This window comes from Halanaerobiales bacterium (assembly GCA_035270125.1).
Taxonomy (GTDB): Bacteria; Bacillota; Halanaerobiia; order Halanaerobiales; family DATFIM01; genus DATFIM01.
Genome location: DATFIM010000163.1, coordinates 1 through 15,664, shown reverse-complemented (window position 1 = coordinate 15,664; position 15,664 = coordinate 1). Strand labels below are relative to the sequence as shown.

General features: G+C 24.2%; 21 protein-coding genes. All 21 read right to left on the bottom strand.

Translation table 11 applies throughout. The features are described 5' to 3' along the window. Window positions 1–3: 3 nt before the first annotated feature. Window positions 4–1,830: a hypothetical protein gene (locus VJ881_08505; protein ID HKL76095.1), complete on the bottom strand. Its 1,827-nt coding sequence runs from the start codon at window positions 1,828–1,830 to the stop codon at window positions 4–6. Beyond that, the gene (locus VJ881_08500) at window positions 1,817–2,623 is read right to left on the bottom strand and encodes a hypothetical protein (GenBank protein ID HKL76094.1); all 807 of its coding nucleotides are present in this window, start codon (window positions 2,621–2,623) and stop codon (window positions 1,817–1,819) included. Before VJ881_08500 ends, VJ881_08505 begins: the two co-directional genes overlap by 14 nt. Before the next feature lie 13 nt (window positions 2,624–2,636). Beyond that, window positions 2,637–3,119: a hypothetical protein gene (locus VJ881_08495; protein ID HKL76093.1), complete on the bottom strand. Its 483-nt coding sequence runs from the start codon at window positions 3,117–3,119 to the stop codon at window positions 2,637–2,639. After that, the gene (gene pilM / locus VJ881_08490; protein HKL76092.1) at window positions 3,109–4,080 is read right to left on the bottom strand and encodes a pilus assembly protein PilM; all 972 of its coding nucleotides are present in this window, start codon (window positions 4,078–4,080) and stop codon (window positions 3,109–3,111) included. The genes VJ881_08495 and pilM overlap by 11 nt, the downstream gene beginning before the upstream one ends. A gap of 15 nt (window positions 4,081–4,095) precedes the next feature. Continuing rightward, complete coding sequence (locus VJ881_08485; GenBank protein ID HKL76091.1) at window positions 4,096–4,518, bottom strand: hypothetical protein; 423 nt, start codon at window positions 4,516–4,518, stop codon at window positions 4,096–4,098. Window positions 4,519–4,539: 21 nt separating this feature from the next. Further along, window positions 4,540–5,055: a hypothetical protein gene (locus tag VJ881_08480; protein HKL76090.1), complete on the bottom strand. Its 516-nt coding sequence runs from the start codon at window positions 5,053–5,055 to the stop codon at window positions 4,540–4,542. After that, window positions 5,012–5,428 carry a prepilin-type N-terminal cleavage/methylation domain-containing protein gene (locus VJ881_08475; protein ID HKL76089.1) on the bottom strand — a complete coding sequence of 139 codons (417 nt, stop codon included), beginning with the start codon at window positions 5,426–5,428 and terminating at the stop codon, window positions 5,012–5,014. The genes VJ881_08480 and VJ881_08475 overlap by 44 nt, the downstream gene beginning before the upstream one ends. Further along, on the bottom strand, window positions 5,421–5,921 hold the full coding sequence (locus tag VJ881_08470; GenBank protein ID HKL76088.1) for a prepilin-type N-terminal cleavage/methylation domain-containing protein: 501 nt from the start codon (window positions 5,919–5,921) through the stop codon (window positions 5,421–5,423). Before VJ881_08470 ends, VJ881_08475 begins: the two co-directional genes overlap by 8 nt. Window positions 5,922–5,946: 25 nt before the next feature. After that, window positions 5,947–6,318, bottom strand: coding sequence for a prepilin-type N-terminal cleavage/methylation domain-containing protein (locus VJ881_08465; protein ID HKL76087.1), 372 nt, complete (start codon window positions 6,316–6,318; stop codon window positions 5,947–5,949). Window positions 6,319–6,334: 16 nt separating this feature from the next. Continuing rightward, the gene (locus VJ881_08460; protein HKL76086.1) at window positions 6,335–7,558 is read right to left on the bottom strand and encodes a type II secretion system F family protein; all 1,224 of its coding nucleotides are present in this window, start codon (window positions 7,556–7,558) and stop codon (window positions 6,335–6,337) included. A gap of 23 nt (window positions 7,559–7,581) precedes the next feature. After that, on the bottom strand, window positions 7,582–9,258 hold the full coding sequence (locus VJ881_08455) for a GspE/PulE family protein (GenBank protein ID HKL76085.1): 1,677 nt from the start codon (window positions 9,256–9,258) through the stop codon (window positions 7,582–7,584). A 183-nt stretch (window positions 9,259–9,441) separates the two neighbouring features. Beyond that, a complete protein-coding gene (locus VJ881_08450; GenBank protein HKL76084.1) occupies window positions 9,442–10,140 on the bottom strand; it encodes a Crp/Fnr family transcriptional regulator in 699 nt (232 codons plus the stop codon). A gap of 35 nt (window positions 10,141–10,175) precedes the next feature. After that, a complete protein-coding gene (locus tag VJ881_08445; protein HKL76083.1) occupies window positions 10,176–10,616 on the bottom strand; it encodes a Fur family transcriptional regulator in 441 nt (146 codons plus the stop codon). A gap of 141 nt (window positions 10,617–10,757) precedes the next feature. After that, on the bottom strand, window positions 10,758–11,450 hold the full coding sequence (locus VJ881_08440; protein ID HKL76082.1) for a cell wall hydrolase: 693 nt from the start codon (window positions 11,448–11,450) through the stop codon (window positions 10,758–10,760). Window positions 11,451–11,558: 108 nt separating this feature from the next. After that, window positions 11,559–11,804 carry a DUF4911 domain-containing protein gene (locus tag VJ881_08435; GenBank protein ID HKL76081.1) on the bottom strand — a complete coding sequence of 82 codons (246 nt, stop codon included), beginning with the start codon at window positions 11,802–11,804 and terminating at the stop codon, window positions 11,559–11,561. Then, window positions 11,797–13,032: a U32 family peptidase gene (locus tag VJ881_08430; protein ID HKL76080.1), complete on the bottom strand. Its 1,236-nt coding sequence runs from the start codon at window positions 13,030–13,032 to the stop codon at window positions 11,797–11,799. The genes VJ881_08435 and VJ881_08430 overlap by 8 nt, the downstream gene beginning before the upstream one ends. A gap of 22 nt (window positions 13,033–13,054) precedes the next feature. Continuing rightward, window positions 13,055–14,050 carry an endolytic transglycosylase MltG gene (gene mltG / locus VJ881_08425; GenBank protein ID HKL76079.1) on the bottom strand — a complete coding sequence of 332 codons (996 nt, stop codon included), beginning with the start codon at window positions 14,048–14,050 and terminating at the stop codon, window positions 13,055–13,057. 134 nt (window positions 14,051–14,184) lie between these two features. Further along, a complete protein-coding gene (locus VJ881_08420; GenBank protein ID HKL76078.1) occupies window positions 14,185–14,457 on the bottom strand; it encodes a DUF1292 domain-containing protein in 273 nt (90 codons plus the stop codon). Further along, a complete protein-coding gene (gene ruvX / locus VJ881_08415; protein HKL76077.1) occupies window positions 14,450–14,878 on the bottom strand; it encodes a Holliday junction resolvase RuvX in 429 nt (142 codons plus the stop codon). Before ruvX ends, VJ881_08420 begins: the two co-directional genes overlap by 8 nt. A gap of 65 nt (window positions 14,879–14,943) precedes the next feature. Further along, entirely contained in the window at window positions 14,944–15,189 is a 246-nt protein-coding gene (locus tag VJ881_08410; protein ID HKL76076.1) for an IreB family regulatory phosphoprotein, read from the bottom strand. 103 nt (window positions 15,190–15,292) lie between these two features. Beyond that, on the bottom strand, window positions 15,293–15,664 hold a 372-nt coding region (locus tag VJ881_08405), incomplete at its 5' end, for a DHHA1 domain-containing protein (protein ID HKL76075.1).

Below are 15,664 nucleotides of genomic sequence, written 5' to 3'. Positions count from 1 at the left end.
TATTTAAAATTTTAAATTTTCCATTTTCTCTTTCCATACATTATACTCTTCTATACTAATCCTGAATTTTCCTTCCTTTTGAGGATAATTATCTTTTTTAATATGAGTATTTTCTATAATATATGGCTTCAACATAATTATAACTTCATTTTGTCTAGTGCTTTTTTCATAGCTTTTGAAAATATTACCCAATACAGGTATATCACCTAAAACTGGAACTTTAATTTTTGATTTAATAATATCTTCCTGTATTAAGCCAGCAATAATAAAGGTTTCGCGATTTTTCAATCTTACATTAGTACTTACTTCTCTTGTATTAATAGAAGGTAAAGAGCCTGATATACTTTCTCCTAAACTACTTACTCTAGGATTTACTTCTAATAAAATTTCATTATTTGTTGTTACTAAAGGTAAAAATTGAAGTTTAATACCAGCTTCAATATATTTAATTTCTTCATGATCATCTTTATCTATTTTCATTGGTATCTTATCACCTATCAATAATTCAGCTTTTTCTCCTTCAACTGTCATAAGAGTCGGAGAAGCAAGTACCTTAGCACTCCCATTTTCCTTTAATAATTTAAACATTTCAGCTAATTCTATATCAATATCTAATTCTTTTTTATCTAATATCTTTATTCTACTTAAATCACCAGGATTTACACCCAATTCTTTTAACTCACGAAAAGAAACTTCCAGTATTTGAGCTTCAATCATAACCTGTATTCTAGGTTTATCTATTTCTTCTAATATATTTATAAACTCTCTAATTTTATTTTTTTCTCCTTTTATTGTTATCAATGATCTTTTAAAATTACTATATAATTTTATTTCAGGAAATATTTTCTTTTTTAAATTTTCTACTGATTTAATATCAATATATTCTAAATTTTTATTTTTTGTTATATATATTGGTTTTCTATTTTCTTTTATTTTTTTCAATAAAGCTAATAAAAATTCAATATCACCCTTTTTCCCTTCTAAATAAAGAATCCCGCTTTTGTTTTCATAAAAATAATCAACTCCATTTTCAAACTTATTTATTATTTTTTTTAGCTGTTCAAAAAGTAACTTATCTATAATTAAAGAATGTTTATATTTATTTTGATTAATTTTATTTTGAAAATTATTTTTTATAATATTTTTTATTTCTTTATTTTTCTCTGAATTTCCATAAATTAAAATTTTATTATTTTCTTTTAATATTATTGAATTTACATCTGGATATAATAGTTTTATGGTTTTTAATATTTCTTCTAGATTATTATTATTATTTACTTCAATAAATTCAAAATCTTTTATTTCATTAATAACAGGTAATTTTTGATCAATTAACAAAATAAGTTCTTCTATTTCTTTTAACTTTTTTATTTCCCCTCTCAAAAAGAGATTGTTATTTTTTAGATCTGCAGAAATTTGCAATTCAGGATATATTTCTTTTAAAATCAATTTTACTTCTTTTACATCTCTATTTTTTATTTCTATCTTTTTTAGAGTAAATACAGAAAACAAATCATGAATTCTACTTTCTTTTGCCACAAAAAAAGTATTATTTTTATATTCCCAACCAAGCCCACTACTTTCAGAAATTAATTTTAAAGCATTTTTGAAACTTAAATCTTTCAAATTAATTGTAATTTTACCCTGCACAGATTCATCAGCAATTAGATTTACTTCAGCATATTCTGCAATTGTTCTCAAAGCATCTCTTAAATCTACCGCTTTAAAGTTCAGATTTATTTTTTCATCACTAGTATAGCCTGTTCCTGATAATAAAATTGTCAATACTAACATAACAAAAATAAAATTAATTTTTTTATTGTAATACACCTTTATTACCTCCTAAATTAATTTTTAAAAATAAATCTTTATATTTAACTATAATATTATCTATATTGATGTCCATAACTTCAACTCCAAATTTTTTGAAACCCTCTTTTATAGATTTAATTTCATTATTTATTTCAATTATAGCCAATTTGTTTTTTTTACCTATTATTATTCCAGTTAGTCTCATTGGTAAAGATATTTCTATTTCTTTATTATTATAATTCAAAACATAATCAGAATTGCTAATTTTTGATTTATAAGGATTCTTTAGGTTACTATATATTTTTTTTGATAAGAAATTATTAGAATTATTATCAATAAAAACTGATAAATTAAATAAAATCTCTATTTCAACCAATAAATTATCTTCATAATTCATATCTTTTTGAATCATAATAGTTTTTAAATTATAAAAATTTTTTTCTTGAGATATATTATCTAAAAATAAATTTAAATTATCAAATTTTACTGATATTTTAAGACTAACTAAAAATTTATCTTCTTTTTCCCTTGTTTTCATATTAACTAGTTTTATATTATTTTTATCTATAATTAAGTTTAAATTCTCAATTATTTCATCTTTTTTGAAAATTTTAAAATCATATTTTTCTTCTAAATGAATATATTTTTGCTTATATTTATTTTCAACTTTTATTTCGTTTTGCTTTTTTAATATTAAATTTTCATAAGAATTAATTTTTACATTTAGCTGTCTATTAATATAAAAGAAAAGCAAAACTATAAAGATAATTCCTAAGATTTTTATGTGTAAATTATTTTTCTTATCAAACATATAAATCTCCTCTCTAATTGGATAATAAAATATTTATTGTATATAATATTTTACTACCATTTTGAATATCATCTACAAAGACCTCAGTACAAAAATCTAATTTTTTTAATTCTTCACTAAATATAAAAATATTATTTTTTATGTTTGTAGTTCCAATTATAGAAAGTTCAGCATTACTGTATTTGATTTTAGTAATAAATATATTTTCTGGTACTTTAGAATATATATTAAAAAAAATCATTCCCCAATTTACTTGATTATTTTTTTGGCTTAAAATTTCTTCTTGTTTTTTCTTATATTTATTTTGATAATTACTATATGTATTAGAGATATCCATTAATTTTTCATATTCTTTTTTTAAATTAAAAAATTCATTTGCTTTTAAATAACTATTAAAAAATAAAGAAAATATAAAACTAAAAAATAAAATATATAAAAGAATTTTTTTATATTCTAAATTAAGATTTTTGTTTTTAGTTTTTAAATCAATTTTCATAATCATAGACCTCACTCAAACATAATCCAAAAGCAATTGAATATTCTGTAAAATCTAAACTGGAATTATAATTATTTTTTATCCTATTTTCATCTATGTTAATTGTATCAAATGGTTTTAATATTTTAGGAGATAGTATATCATTATTTTTTATATTATCTCCAATTCTTTTTATATATGCTCCTCCACCTGTTAAATAAATATTTTCAATTTTTTGATTGGAATTATTTCTATTATAAAATCTAAATGCCCTTTTAACTTCCTGTTTTAATTCTTCTATATATAGTTCTTTATCAATTTCTGAATTAAAATTTTCTAAACCATTTAATTCATTAGCACCAAATTTTAAATTTCTAGTAAAAAAAATATTTTTGCTATTACCTACTATAAGCTTTGTATTAAAAAAACCTATATCAATAATCAAATTTGTGGTTTTTATATTTTTGAATTTTAATATACTCAAAAGTGCGGCAGCTTCAATATTTAAAGTTCTTAAATTATATAAATCGAGAGATTGTTCATAGCTTTCTATTATTTTCAAAGGAGCTAATACTGCCGTTATTTCCATTTCATCTTTGTTTTTATCTCTTATCATATAATCAATAACTGATTCCTGACTGGAAAAAGGCAAATGATCTTCAAATTCCCATTTCAAGGTTTCAATAACTGCATTTCTTTCCATATAAGGTAAATTAATATTTTTTATCACCACAAATTCATTAGCTACTGAACAACTTAATTTACCTCTTATATTATTTTCTTCTTCAAAATATCTGTCTATTTTTTTTCTCAGTATATCTTTTTTTTCCAATATTCCTTCATTAAAAACACTTTCTTCTAATTGGTAATATTTTGCTTTTAGTAATTCTAAATTTTTATTCTTAGATAAAATAGTAACTAATTTAATGGAATAATTACCAATATCTAAACCATAAATTAAATTCCCTTTTTTAAATAACATATTACTACTCCTTCCTTAAATTTTTTTACAATTAATTAATTCAAATTGCTCATTATATTGGACACTAATTTTACATACATTTTTATTATGTTTTCCCTGAATATCAACTTTATAGTAATCTGTTTCTCCTTCTAATAAATAAAATTTTAATTGAAAACTGCTATTACCATATATATTTCTTTTTTCATATATTTCTCCATTTACATATAACTCACCACTCTTATTTTCTAAAGGTATCCCATTATTATCTATCAATATTATTTTAGAATAGTCTATTGCTGCTTCTGCTGCATAAAATGCCTTATTTTGATATGTTAAATTTTTAGATAATTTCACATTGACATAAGCCCCGTTATATAAAGTTAAAACAAAAATACTAGCAGCAATAATTGATATTAAAATAAGATATAAGGTAAATCCTTCATTCTCTTTGAACATTTTATCTCCTCACTTATGAATCTATTTAATTCTTAAATAATAAACCCTTTTAACATGTCTTATATTTTGATTGGGATCAATAAATTCTAAATCAACTAAAAGAAGATCTTCCTCTTTAGTAAAATTTATTGTTTTTACATTATTTATAACAGCTTCTATATTTTCTTTAGTAATTTTACCTAAAGCAGTACCATAAGATGAGTCATAAACTCTATAAATCAAACTTTTTTCCTTTCCTTTATAATAACTGTCAAATAATATTTCATTATCTTTTACAACCATATTTTTTGCTGAAAATAAATCATTACTTAATATTAAAACACCAATTTTTTCTTCTGTAGTACTAAATATATTTGAATCCTGATCGGAATAAAAATTTATAAATGAACTAATAAAGGTCATACTACTAAACATTAATAATTCAATAATAATTATTACCAAAATTACTTCTAATAAGGTAAAACCTTCTTTTTTAAAATATATTTTTTTAATTTTACTTTTGATAAATATAGGTGCCAATTTTATAATTTTGAACATCATCAACCCCTTTCCAGGCTATTATCATTTTTACTTCAAATAATTTAATACCTAACTCAAGGTCTTCATAAATTTTATTTATTTTTATTAAAGAATTTTCAAACTTTCTATTTTCTGTATTTTTTTGCAAAAAGTCTTTTATATTATCATTAATAATTTCTTCAAGTTTGAAATCACCTTCATTTAAATTTGTTTTTTCACTTTTTAAATATTCAATTATATTTTGAGCATAAACACTGGCCTGATAATTATTTTCAGCTCTAATATTTATTTTTTTAACTGTATAAACTACTTTGTTCACAGCCAAAATTAATGCAGCTATAATCAGTAATGAGATCAAAATTTCTATTAATGTAAAACCTCTATTAGTCATATTCTATTCTAATCCTCCCAAAATGATTTACTGTTATTTTTATTAATTTTCCATTACCAGATTTTAAACCAATTGTTCCCAGGTTTGCAGTACCAAATGAAGTGAAAGTAATTTTATCATAATAATCATCTTCAATTTTCACAGGTGTAAGATTTTTATATAATATATATTTTGAAGAAAATACACCTTCTTTTTTAACTATAATATTTTCATTTTCATCTTTGACATAAATAATATAATCACTTCTATAATCATCGTCTTTTTTATAAATATCATCTTTACGATAAACCCTGAGATAATAATTTTCATTATTTAAAATTGCCTGGATTCTGGCCCATCTCAAATCATAAACAATATTATCAATAGTTGCTTCCAATGTTAGATCATAAACATCTGAAATTTTCAGGCTAAAAAAAGTTGCTACCATTGAAATAATCACAGTTACTATTATAACTTCAATTAGGGTATAACCATTTTCATAGTTAAATACCATATTTATTCTCCTTTATTTATAAATTTTAAATTTCAGGGATTGTTTCTGAATTTTTTATATTATTATCACCATTTTTTATATAATAAAAATTATTATTTATAGTTTTCTCATAATATACTAAATATTCATCAACATTTGTTAAGTAAATATAATTTTGTTTTACAAAATCCAGGTTTTCAAATTCTGTTTGTGAAGGATATTGATTTTCGTTTTCCAGAGCATAAATTTCAACAAGAGTCTGAATGTTTTTTAAATCCATTTTTATAACAGTTAAATCAGCTTTATCTTTTACATTAGTATATCTAGGAACAGCAATACTGGCTAATATTCCTATTACAGCAATAACTACTATTAATTCAATTAAAGTAAATCCTCTTTCTTTTTGTAAATTATTCATCAAATTACCTCCTGTTCTAAATTAAAGAATACATATTAAACATGGGAAGCAATACTGAAATAGCAATAAAAGCAATTATTGCTGCCATAAAAATCACTAAAATAGGTTCTAAAATAGTAACTGTTTTTTTAACTTTTTCATTTAATTTTTTATGAAAGAATTTTGCTAATTCTTTTAACATTTTTTCTAATTTTCCTGTTTTCTCACCGGTGTTAATCATTTTTATCATTATTTTCGGAAAAAAACCTGATTCAGAGAGAGCAGTTGATAAATCCTGTCCTTCTCGTATATTTATCTGTATTTTATGTATCATTCCTTTCATTATTTTATTTTTGGTTATTTTTTCTATAATAATTAATGAATCTAATAGAGAAATACCATTTTTAATAAGCAGATTTAACATATTGGAAAATCTCCATAGTAAAATATATTTTTTTAATTTTGCTATAAATGGTAGTTTTAAAATTAATTTATCTTTTGTGTAAGAACCCTTCTCAGTTCTAAAATATATTTTAATTAAAACTACTAATAAAAATATAAATAAAATAATGTATAAAAAATAATTATTTAAATTTTTACTTATAAATAAAATGACTCTAGTTGGATAGGGCAATCTTGTGTTAAAAGATTGAAAAATTTCTTCAAATGAAGGAATTACATATGTTAATAGAAGAATAATTGTTAAAAATGTTGCTGCTAATAATAACATGGGATAATATAATGAACTTAGAACTTTTTTTCTGATTTCTATTTGCCATTTATAATATAAACTTAAATCTTTCAAAATTTTAGGTAGCACACCGGCCATTTCTCCTATTTTTACCATTTGTTGATAAAAATACGGGAAAACATTTTTCTCCACTTTAATAGCTTCTGACAATGAACTTCCTTTTTCAATATTTTCTACAATTTTTTTAATGCTTTTTTTAAACATTTTATTTTTTATTTGATCTTCTAAAATTAATAGTGATTCTACAATCGAAAGTCCACTACCGGTCATAACAGCAAATTGTTCTGTAAAAAGAAACAAATCAGCTTTATCAACCTTTTTTTGTTTTATTAATAAATAATTTTTCTTTTTTTTATTAATTGTCATACCTTTTGTTTTTTTTATTTCAATTATATGATAACCTTTGTTTTTTGCTTTTTTAGCAATAGCTATAGGATTATCTGATTTAACTATTTTTTTAATTTCATCACCTTTACTATTTTTAGCAGTATATTTAAAATATGGAGCCATAATCAATTATCCCCCTCTTTTTTTTATTTTAATTCTAAAACTCTAATAATTTCCTCTATAGTTGTAATACCTTTCTTAACCTTTTCAAAACCATCTTCAATTAAAAATTTCATATTTTCACTTTCCAAATATTCGCGTATTTTTCTTTCATTAATATTATTTCCAATCATTTTTTGGATTTGATTGTCAATTACTAATATTTCATGGATAGCAATTCTACCACTATATCCTGTTTTATGACATTTCTCACACTTTTTACCTTTATATATTTTTTTAATTTCATTTAAATAACTATACATTCTTTTATCTTTTTCAGATAATAAATATTTTTGTTTGCAATTATCACAAATTCTTCTTACCAGTCTCTGTGCCACAACTCCCTTAACTGCTGCTGCTACAAGATATGAAGGGATTCCCATATCTATTAATCTAATAATTGAACTAACTGCATCATTTGTGTGAAGTGTTGTTAATACTAAATGACCTGTGAGAGCAGCTCTAATAGCAATAGAAGCTGTGTTTTTATCTCTAATTTCTCCAACCATAATTATATCTGGATCCTGTCTTAATATTGATTTTAATGCATTAGGAAAATCAAAATTTATTTTTTTATTTAATTGAATTTGATTTATACCTGGAATTCTATATTCAACTGGATCTTCAATTGTAATTATATTTTTACTATCATCTTTTAATTTATTTAAAGCGGAAAATAAAGTAGTAGATTTCCCACTACCAGTAGGACCGGTCAATAATATTACGCCTTTTTGTTTTTTAATTAATTTATTAAATTTATTTAAATTGTTTTTACTAAAACCTATTTTGTTAATATTAATTAATGAATTTTCTTTTTTTAATAGTCTAATTACTGCCTTTTCACCATAAATAGTAGGGATTGTTGAAACCCGCATATCAATTTTTTCCCCATCTATTTCTTTTTCAATTCTGCCATCCTGAGGCAATCTATTTTCAGTAATATCAAGATCTGAAATAATCTTAATTCTAGAAATTAAAGAATTGATACTTTGATAGGGCAAAACCATTTTTGTAGTTAAAATACCATCTATTCTAAATCTTATTCTCACTTTATTTTCCTCGGGTTCAATATGTATATCACTTGCCTTATTAATAACTGCTTCTCTCAATATCATATTTGCCAATTTTACTATTGGAGCTTTCTGGACCATTTCATTCATTTCATCAGTTTCTCGAATTAATTTCGTATTTTCATTAATTTCTGAAAATATTTTTTCTTTATAATCATAGTTTTTATCATAAAGTTGATTAATTACTTTTAATATTTTTTTTGAAGTAGACAAAAATAATTTTACTTTCAAACCAGTCATTTTTTCAATATCATCTATTAATACTATTTCTGTTGGATCTGTCATAGCTATTTCTATATTATTATCATCAATACGAAGAGGAATTATTATGTTTTTTCTTAAGAACTCTTCGCTAAATATTTTTAATAATTTATAATTTATTTTAAAATCTTCTAAATTTATTATTGGAATATGATATATAAGATGTAAAATTTCTATTAATTCATTTTCTTTTAAATAATTTTCTTTAACCAATATTTCTTCAAAAGTTAGTTCATTATAATCTTTCAAATCCATTAGTTCTTTAATTTCATCCAATTCACTTTGACTTAGATAACTTTCTTCAATTAATTTATTTTCTAATAAGTTATTCATTTATTCACCTCCTTGGTCATTTTTTCCATTATTTTCTTATTTATTCTATTTCGCGATTGATTTACATTTTCCTTCTTTTTTTCTATATTTTTCTATTTTAAATAAAAAAATACTACCATAAAATATTTCATGGTAGTATTTTTTAGTCATTATTTATTTTTCCTTAGTTAATTAAACAGCTATTTAAATTATAGTATGTAAACGTTCTCCCAATTTTTCTTCATCCAGAAGAATCATCTTCCTTTTTTCTATTTTTAATAATCCTTCATCAATAAACTTATTAATCATTTTTGTTACTGTAACTCTAGAAGTTCCTAATAAATTTGCAATTTCTTGATGGGTAAGAACAATATCAATTTTTCTTCCATCTTCAATATCTATTCCAAAATCTTCTCCAAAACGAACTAATAAACTGGCCAATCTGCCAGCAGCATCCTGAAATACTAAATCCCTAATCTGACTGGTTAAAAGCCTGGTTTTCTTAGACATTGCTTCAATTATTTTTAAAGCTAATCTGGGTCTCTCAATAATTATTTTTTCAAGATCATTCCATGGTAAAATCATTAATTTTGCTTCTTCCATAACTTCTGCTGTTAAAGGATGAGGATCTTCATCAAATAAAGAAATTTCACCAAGAATATCACCAGATTGTAAAATAGTAATAACTTTCTCTTTTCCATCTGGAGAAAGCATTGATAATTTTACTCTTCCAGAAACCAATAAATATAGTTTTTTAAAACTATCATTTTCAAAAAAAATAATTTCACCTTTTTGATAAGTTTTATCATAACTTCCTCGACATATTAACTCTAACTCTTCTCCATTAAGTTTTGAAAAAACTGACATATCTTTTAAACATTGTTTTTGTTGTGGTTCTACCATATTATTATCCCCTTTTCAAAAAATTATAATAAATATTATTTTTCCTTTTTGGAACAATCTTTACAAATCCCATAAAATTTTATTTGATGATTAACTATTTCAAAATCATATTTTTCCTCGACTTTTTTTTCGAATTTTTCTAAAACCTCATCATTAAACTCTATAATTTTGTCACAATTAACACATACTAAATGATGATGATGGTTTTCATCCAAATTTAATTCATAATATTTATACGAACTATCAAAATCTAATTCATTAGTAATATCTAATTCACAAAACAATTCAAGATTTCGATAAATAGTGGCCAAACCAATATCAGGATTTTTTTCCTTTACTTTTTTCAATAATGTATCTGCTCTAAAATGCTGATTTTGATTTTCAATTAAAACTTTTAATATATCTTCTCTTTGAGAAGTTAATTTATAATTATTTGAACTCAATATGTTTCTGAACTTTTCATATAAATCACTCACTATTAAACACCTCTTTGACTTATATTATAATATAATTTTCTTTATTCTACAAATAAAGTCTACTACTTTAATCTATTTTTAAAAAATAAAACCCACTATCATTTCAAACCGATAGTGAGTTAGACATTTTTTATTAATTTTTTATTTTGCAAAAACATGATTACCTATTATTAAAGTTACCGGTCTTTTACGTATCCAATCTAAATTAGTTGCAACTTCTGGATTATAAAAATATAAAGAATCCATACTTGGATCATACCCAATTAAAGCCGCCTTAGCAGCTGCTATTGAACTTTCTACTGGATAAGAATTTGCCTGCCCATCCAAAAGAGAACTAAATTGACCCTGTTGTAAAATAACTTCTCTTATTGTATCTGGAAATTCATCATTTTCTACTCTATTTAAAATCACAGCACCAACAGCTACTTTTCCTTCAAAAGTTTCTCCCCGGGCTTCTCCATTTATTACTCTGGCCAAAATAATAGCTTCTTCTCTATCTACATGCATACTATTAGATAGTGAATTTTCTTTAAAATGCTTTATTGTTTTTGGCCCAACTATACCATCAACACTTAAACCATTGGTCTGCTGAAAGTTTTTCACTGCCAAAAAAGTACCTTTTCCATAAATACCATCTATATCACCATTATAATATTTAAGGTCTTTTAATATTTTTTGTAATAAAGCAACATCTGCCCCTTCAGAGCCATATTCTAAAATTCTAGAACCTAACTCTAAATTATATCCCTCTGCTTTTGTTTCATTATTTATAAGTAAAAACATAAATAATAACATTATCAAAGTTAAAGTAACTTTAACTTTTTTAAATCTCATAATATACCTCCTTTATCTGCCGAGGTCAATTGTTTAAATATATAATAACCAAATAATGAATTAATGTCAAATTGAGACTATATTACTATTTAATTCTAATGTTATTATTTAATCTTTAATTATTTCTACAGGAAATTCTTCTCTTAATCCTTCTACAATTTCCATAACAATATCATGGGTACCTTCAGTAACATCTAAAAATATTACTCCCTCTTCTTCATGACTCATTGTTAACATAGCTAAACCACCATAAGCTTTAAATATCATATCTACATATACTATTTCTTCTTGAGGAATTTTGATTATTATTTGATGAGTATCTTTTTCTTCAGACTGATTTTTATTTTTACTCAATTTTTTCACCTTCTTTTTTTCTACGAACAATATAGCCTTTTTCAACTTTTTTATCAACTGGTATCTTTATTAATTCTTTAGGATGAGGAGCATTTTCTACTTTTTCACCTTCACTATTTATTATATAATTTACTTTTTCATTAAATGCTTTTCTATCTGGACCAAAAAATTCTATAATATCTCCCTCAAAAAACTTATTCCTAACTTCTACAACCGCTAATTTATTTTTGCGATCATAATCTTTCACTACTCCCATAAAATCATATTTTCTTCTATAAGCAGAACTTTCATAATTATGGTCTTTTCCATCAGGTTTTGAATGGAAAAATCCAGTGGTATATCCTCGATTACTTACCTTTTTTAGCTCTTTTAACCACTCATCTTTCATTTTATAATTTTTGGGGTCAGCAAAGAAATTATCTATAGCTCTTCTATAAACTCCAACAACTGTTGCTACATAATGAATACTTTTCATTCTACCTTCTATTTTTAATGAAGTTAAATTTAAATCCATAATTTCTGGTATATATTCAAGCAAACATAGATCTTTTGAATTCATAATATAAGCACCATTTTCATCTTCATAAATAGGATAATACTCACCTGGTCTTTTTTCTTCAACTAAATGATATTTCCATCTACAGGAATGAGCACATTCCCCTCTATTTGCATCTCTTCCTACCATATAATTACTCAATAAACATCTACCAGAATAGGAAATACACATAGAACCATGAATAAACATCTCTCTTTCAATATTACTATTATGAGCGAATTCCTTTATTTCTTCTTTACTTAATTCACGAGCAAGAATCACTCTTTCTATTCCCTGATTATACCAAAAATTAGCGCTTGCCCAATTAACAGTATTAGCCTGAGTACTCAAATGAATAGGAGTATTTATGTTTTCATCTTTTATTATTTGAATAACACCAGGGTCAGATACAATTAACGAATCCACCCCTAATTCATCTAATTCATGTAAATATTCTGGTAAATTATTTAATTCCCTATTATGGGGCATCATATTTACAGTTATATAAATATTGCTATTATTTTTATGAGCATAATTTTTAGCTTCTTTAAGTTCTTCTAATGTAAAATTATCTGCACCAGATCTCAAACCATAGTTATGTCCACCACAATAAACAGCATCAGCTCCATAATCTATTGCAATTTTTAATTTTTCTAAATTTCCGGCAGGTGCTAACAATTCTGGTTTATTCATTAAATCTTCCTCCTTAAAATCTTTAATTTAGTTCATTTTGTTTTTCAAGATGTTCCTGATATGTTTTAGAAAATTCATGACTTCCATCTTCCCGAGCAAAGTAAAATAGATATTCTGTTTTTTGGGGATTCAAAACTGCATTTAATGAAGCATCTCCAGGATTAGAAATAGGACCTGGTGGAAGACCTTGATACAAATAAGTATTATATTTTGATTCAATTTTTAAATCACTATATAATAACCTTTCTTTTCGCTTAGGTAATGCGTACTGAATCGTAGCATCTATTTGTAATTTCATATTTTTCTCTAATCTATTATAAATAATCCCGGCAATAATAGGTTTTTCTTCTTTTAATTTAGCTTCTTTTTCAACTATAGAAGCTATGGTCACTAATTCTAAAATAGAGTAATTACTATTAGCTGTTTTATTTTTTAATCTTAAAAACCATCTGTTTTCAAATTCATTTACCATTAATTTATATATTTGAGTAGGTTTATAATTTTTCTGAATCTTATATGTATCCGGATATAAAAAACCTTCTAACTTATATTTTATAGCATCAGAATTATTAGATAAATATTCTTTATTGAAATCTATATTTTGAGCTATATTTAAATAATCTTCTTTACTATATAAAGTTTTTTCTTCAAAACGAGAAATGATTTCTTTTAAAGTACTACCTTCAGGAATACTAACTTTAAATGTTGCCACTCTACCTTTTCTAATTATATCTATAACTTCAAAAATATTATTTTCAGGACTAATTTCATAATATCCAGCTCTTAGTTGATTATCATAACCTAAGATATTTATTACCACATTAAAAGCAAAAGATGACCTAATAATATTATTATCTTCTAATACATTAGCTACTTTTTTACTTGTACTTCCATAATCAATATTCACAGAATAAACATCATCAGTGTTCCTTTCTACAGGCTGCAAAAAAGTAATAAAACGAACAGAGAAAGTAATTAATATTATTAATATAAAAAGTATAATAGCTGATTTTTTCATAATACAGCTCCTTCATAAAATAATTCCTTGTTTTCTCAATTATATCAGAAGGTATACTTTCATGCAATATAATAAAAACCTCCCCAATTAATACTTTGGGAAGGAAATATTGAAAATAATTTTCTGATTTTAATCTATCTTTGCATATAATAATTTTTTACTTTTTCAAATTCTTCATCATCTTCAATTAAAGAAAGCATTTCTTCTCCATCTTGTTTAATTAATTTGAGTAAAAGTGCTTCCTCTTCTTCCTCTCCTTCTTCTGCAGGAATTAAAATTAAATAGGTAGTACCTTCATAATTAAATTCCTCATCAATATAAAATCTCTCTTCACCACTTTCATCTTCCAAAACTAACTCTTCATTTTCTTCATCAATCCAAAAATTTCCTTCGTTTTTTTTACTCATCGTTTTTCCTCCTATTATTTGCTTTTAAATAACTATCCAAAATTAATGATGCTGCCATTTTATCTATAACTTCTTTTCTTTTTTTTCTACTCATATCTGCTTTAATTAGAACTCTTTCTGCTTCTTTAGAAGAAAGTCTTTCATCCCAGGTTTTTATTGGTATTTCTAAATTGTTTTTTAAAAAATTTACAAATTCCTGTGTTTTTTTAGCACGTGGTCCATGACTACCATCCATATTTTTTGGCATTCCAACAACTATTTCATCTATAGAATATTTTTTTATATAATCTTTTATTATTTCCAAATCTTTTTTCAAATCAGTTCTAGAAATATATCCTTTTCCCTGGGCAGTAATCCCTAATGCGTCACTCACAGCTACTCCAATTCTTTTATCTCCAAAATCCAAACCTAATTTACGCAAATAATTCACCTCTTTAATTAATATCAAAATTGTATCAGAAAAAGGAGGCAGGTATTCGCCTGCCTTTAATAATTTTTTTCAAAGTTATCTATATATTTTGTTAATAATTCTTCAATTATCTCATCTCTATCTATAGATCTAATCATAGTTCTAGCTTCTTTATAACTGGTAATATATGCTGGATCTCCAGATAAAAGATAACCTACTATCTGATTTACTGGGTTATATCCCTTTTCTTTTAAAGCCAGGTATACTCTTTCAATAATATACTCAGCTTCATTTAAATCTTCCATATCTCTTTTAAATTTCATAGTTTTATCATTATCATTAGACATAAAATCACTTCCTTTTTATTATCCCTGATTTTAAACAGCTTATTATTAAAATTCTTTATCAATGACCAAAATCCTGTTTTTAATTCATTTCTTTTAGAATATTTTTTGCTTCTTTCAGAGCTTCAGGAAGTTTTTTAGTTTTACTACCTCCAGCCTGGGCCATATCAGGACGACCACCACCGCCACCACCAGTAATTTGGGCGACTTGTGAAATTAATTTTCCTGCATGATAACCTTTTTCAACTAAATCATCACTAATTGAACACACAAACACTACCTTATTATCAAATCTTGATGCTAATAAAACAATTAATGAATTAAGTTCATTTTGTAATTCATCTGCTAAATTACGTAACCCATCAGTATCCAGATCTTCTAGCTCTTCAATTATTACTGGTAAGTCATCTTTTAGATATTCTAGTTTATCTGTTAAATCCTCGGATTTAAAATC

Coding starts and splice junctions, on each gene's coding strand:
- VJ881_08455 (HKL76085.1), bottom strand. CDS start 9,258: ATGAATAACTTATTAGAAAATAAATTAATTGAAGAAAGTTATCTAAGT.
- VJ881_08420 (HKL76078.1), bottom strand. CDS start 14,457: ATGAGTAAAAAAAACGAAGGAAATTTTTGGATTGATGAAGAAAATGAA.
- VJ881_08440 (HKL76082.1), bottom strand. CDS start 11,450: ATGAGATTTAAAAAAGTTAAAGTTACTTTAACTTTGATAATGTTATTA.
- VJ881_08450 (HKL76084.1), bottom strand. CDS start 10,140: ATGGTAGAACCACAACAAAAACAATGTTTAAAAGATATGTCAGTTTTT.
- VJ881_08475 (HKL76089.1), bottom strand. CDS start 5,428: ATGACTAATAGAGGTTTTACATTAATAGAAATTTTGATCTCATTACTG.
- mltG (HKL76079.1), bottom strand. CDS start 14,050: ATGAAAAAATCAGCTATTATACTTTTTATATTAATAATATTAATTACT.
- VJ881_08470 (HKL76088.1), bottom strand. CDS start 5,921: ATGGTATTTAACTATGAAAATGGTTATACCCTAATTGAAGTTATAATA.
- VJ881_08430 (HKL76080.1), bottom strand. CDS start 13,032: ATGAATAAACCAGAATTGTTAGCACCTGCCGGAAATTTAGAAAAATTA.
- VJ881_08495 (HKL76093.1), bottom strand. CDS start 3,119: ATGAAAATTGATTTAAAAACTAAAAACAAAAATCTTAATTTAGAATAT.
- VJ881_08485 (HKL76091.1), bottom strand. CDS start 4,518: ATGTTCAAAGAGAATGAAGGATTTACCTTATATCTTATTTTAATATCA.
- VJ881_08465 (HKL76087.1), bottom strand. CDS start 6,318: ATGAATAATTTACAAAAAGAAAGAGGATTTACTTTAATTGAATTAATA.
- VJ881_08500 (HKL76094.1), bottom strand. CDS start 2,623: ATGTTTGATAAGAAAAATAATTTACACATAAAAATCTTAGGAATTATC.
- VJ881_08410 (HKL76076.1), bottom strand. CDS start 15,189: ATGAAATTTAAAAGAGATATGGAAGATTTAAATGAAGCTGAGTATATT.
- VJ881_08460 (HKL76086.1), bottom strand. CDS start 7,558: ATGGCTCCATATTTTAAATATACTGCTAAAAATAGTAAAGGTGATGAA.
- VJ881_08480 (HKL76090.1), bottom strand. CDS start 5,055: ATGTTCAAAATTATAAAATTGGCACCTATATTTATCAAAAGTAAAATT.
- pilM (HKL76092.1), bottom strand. CDS start 4,080: ATGTTATTTAAAAAAGGGAATTTAATTTATGGTTTAGATATTGGTAAT.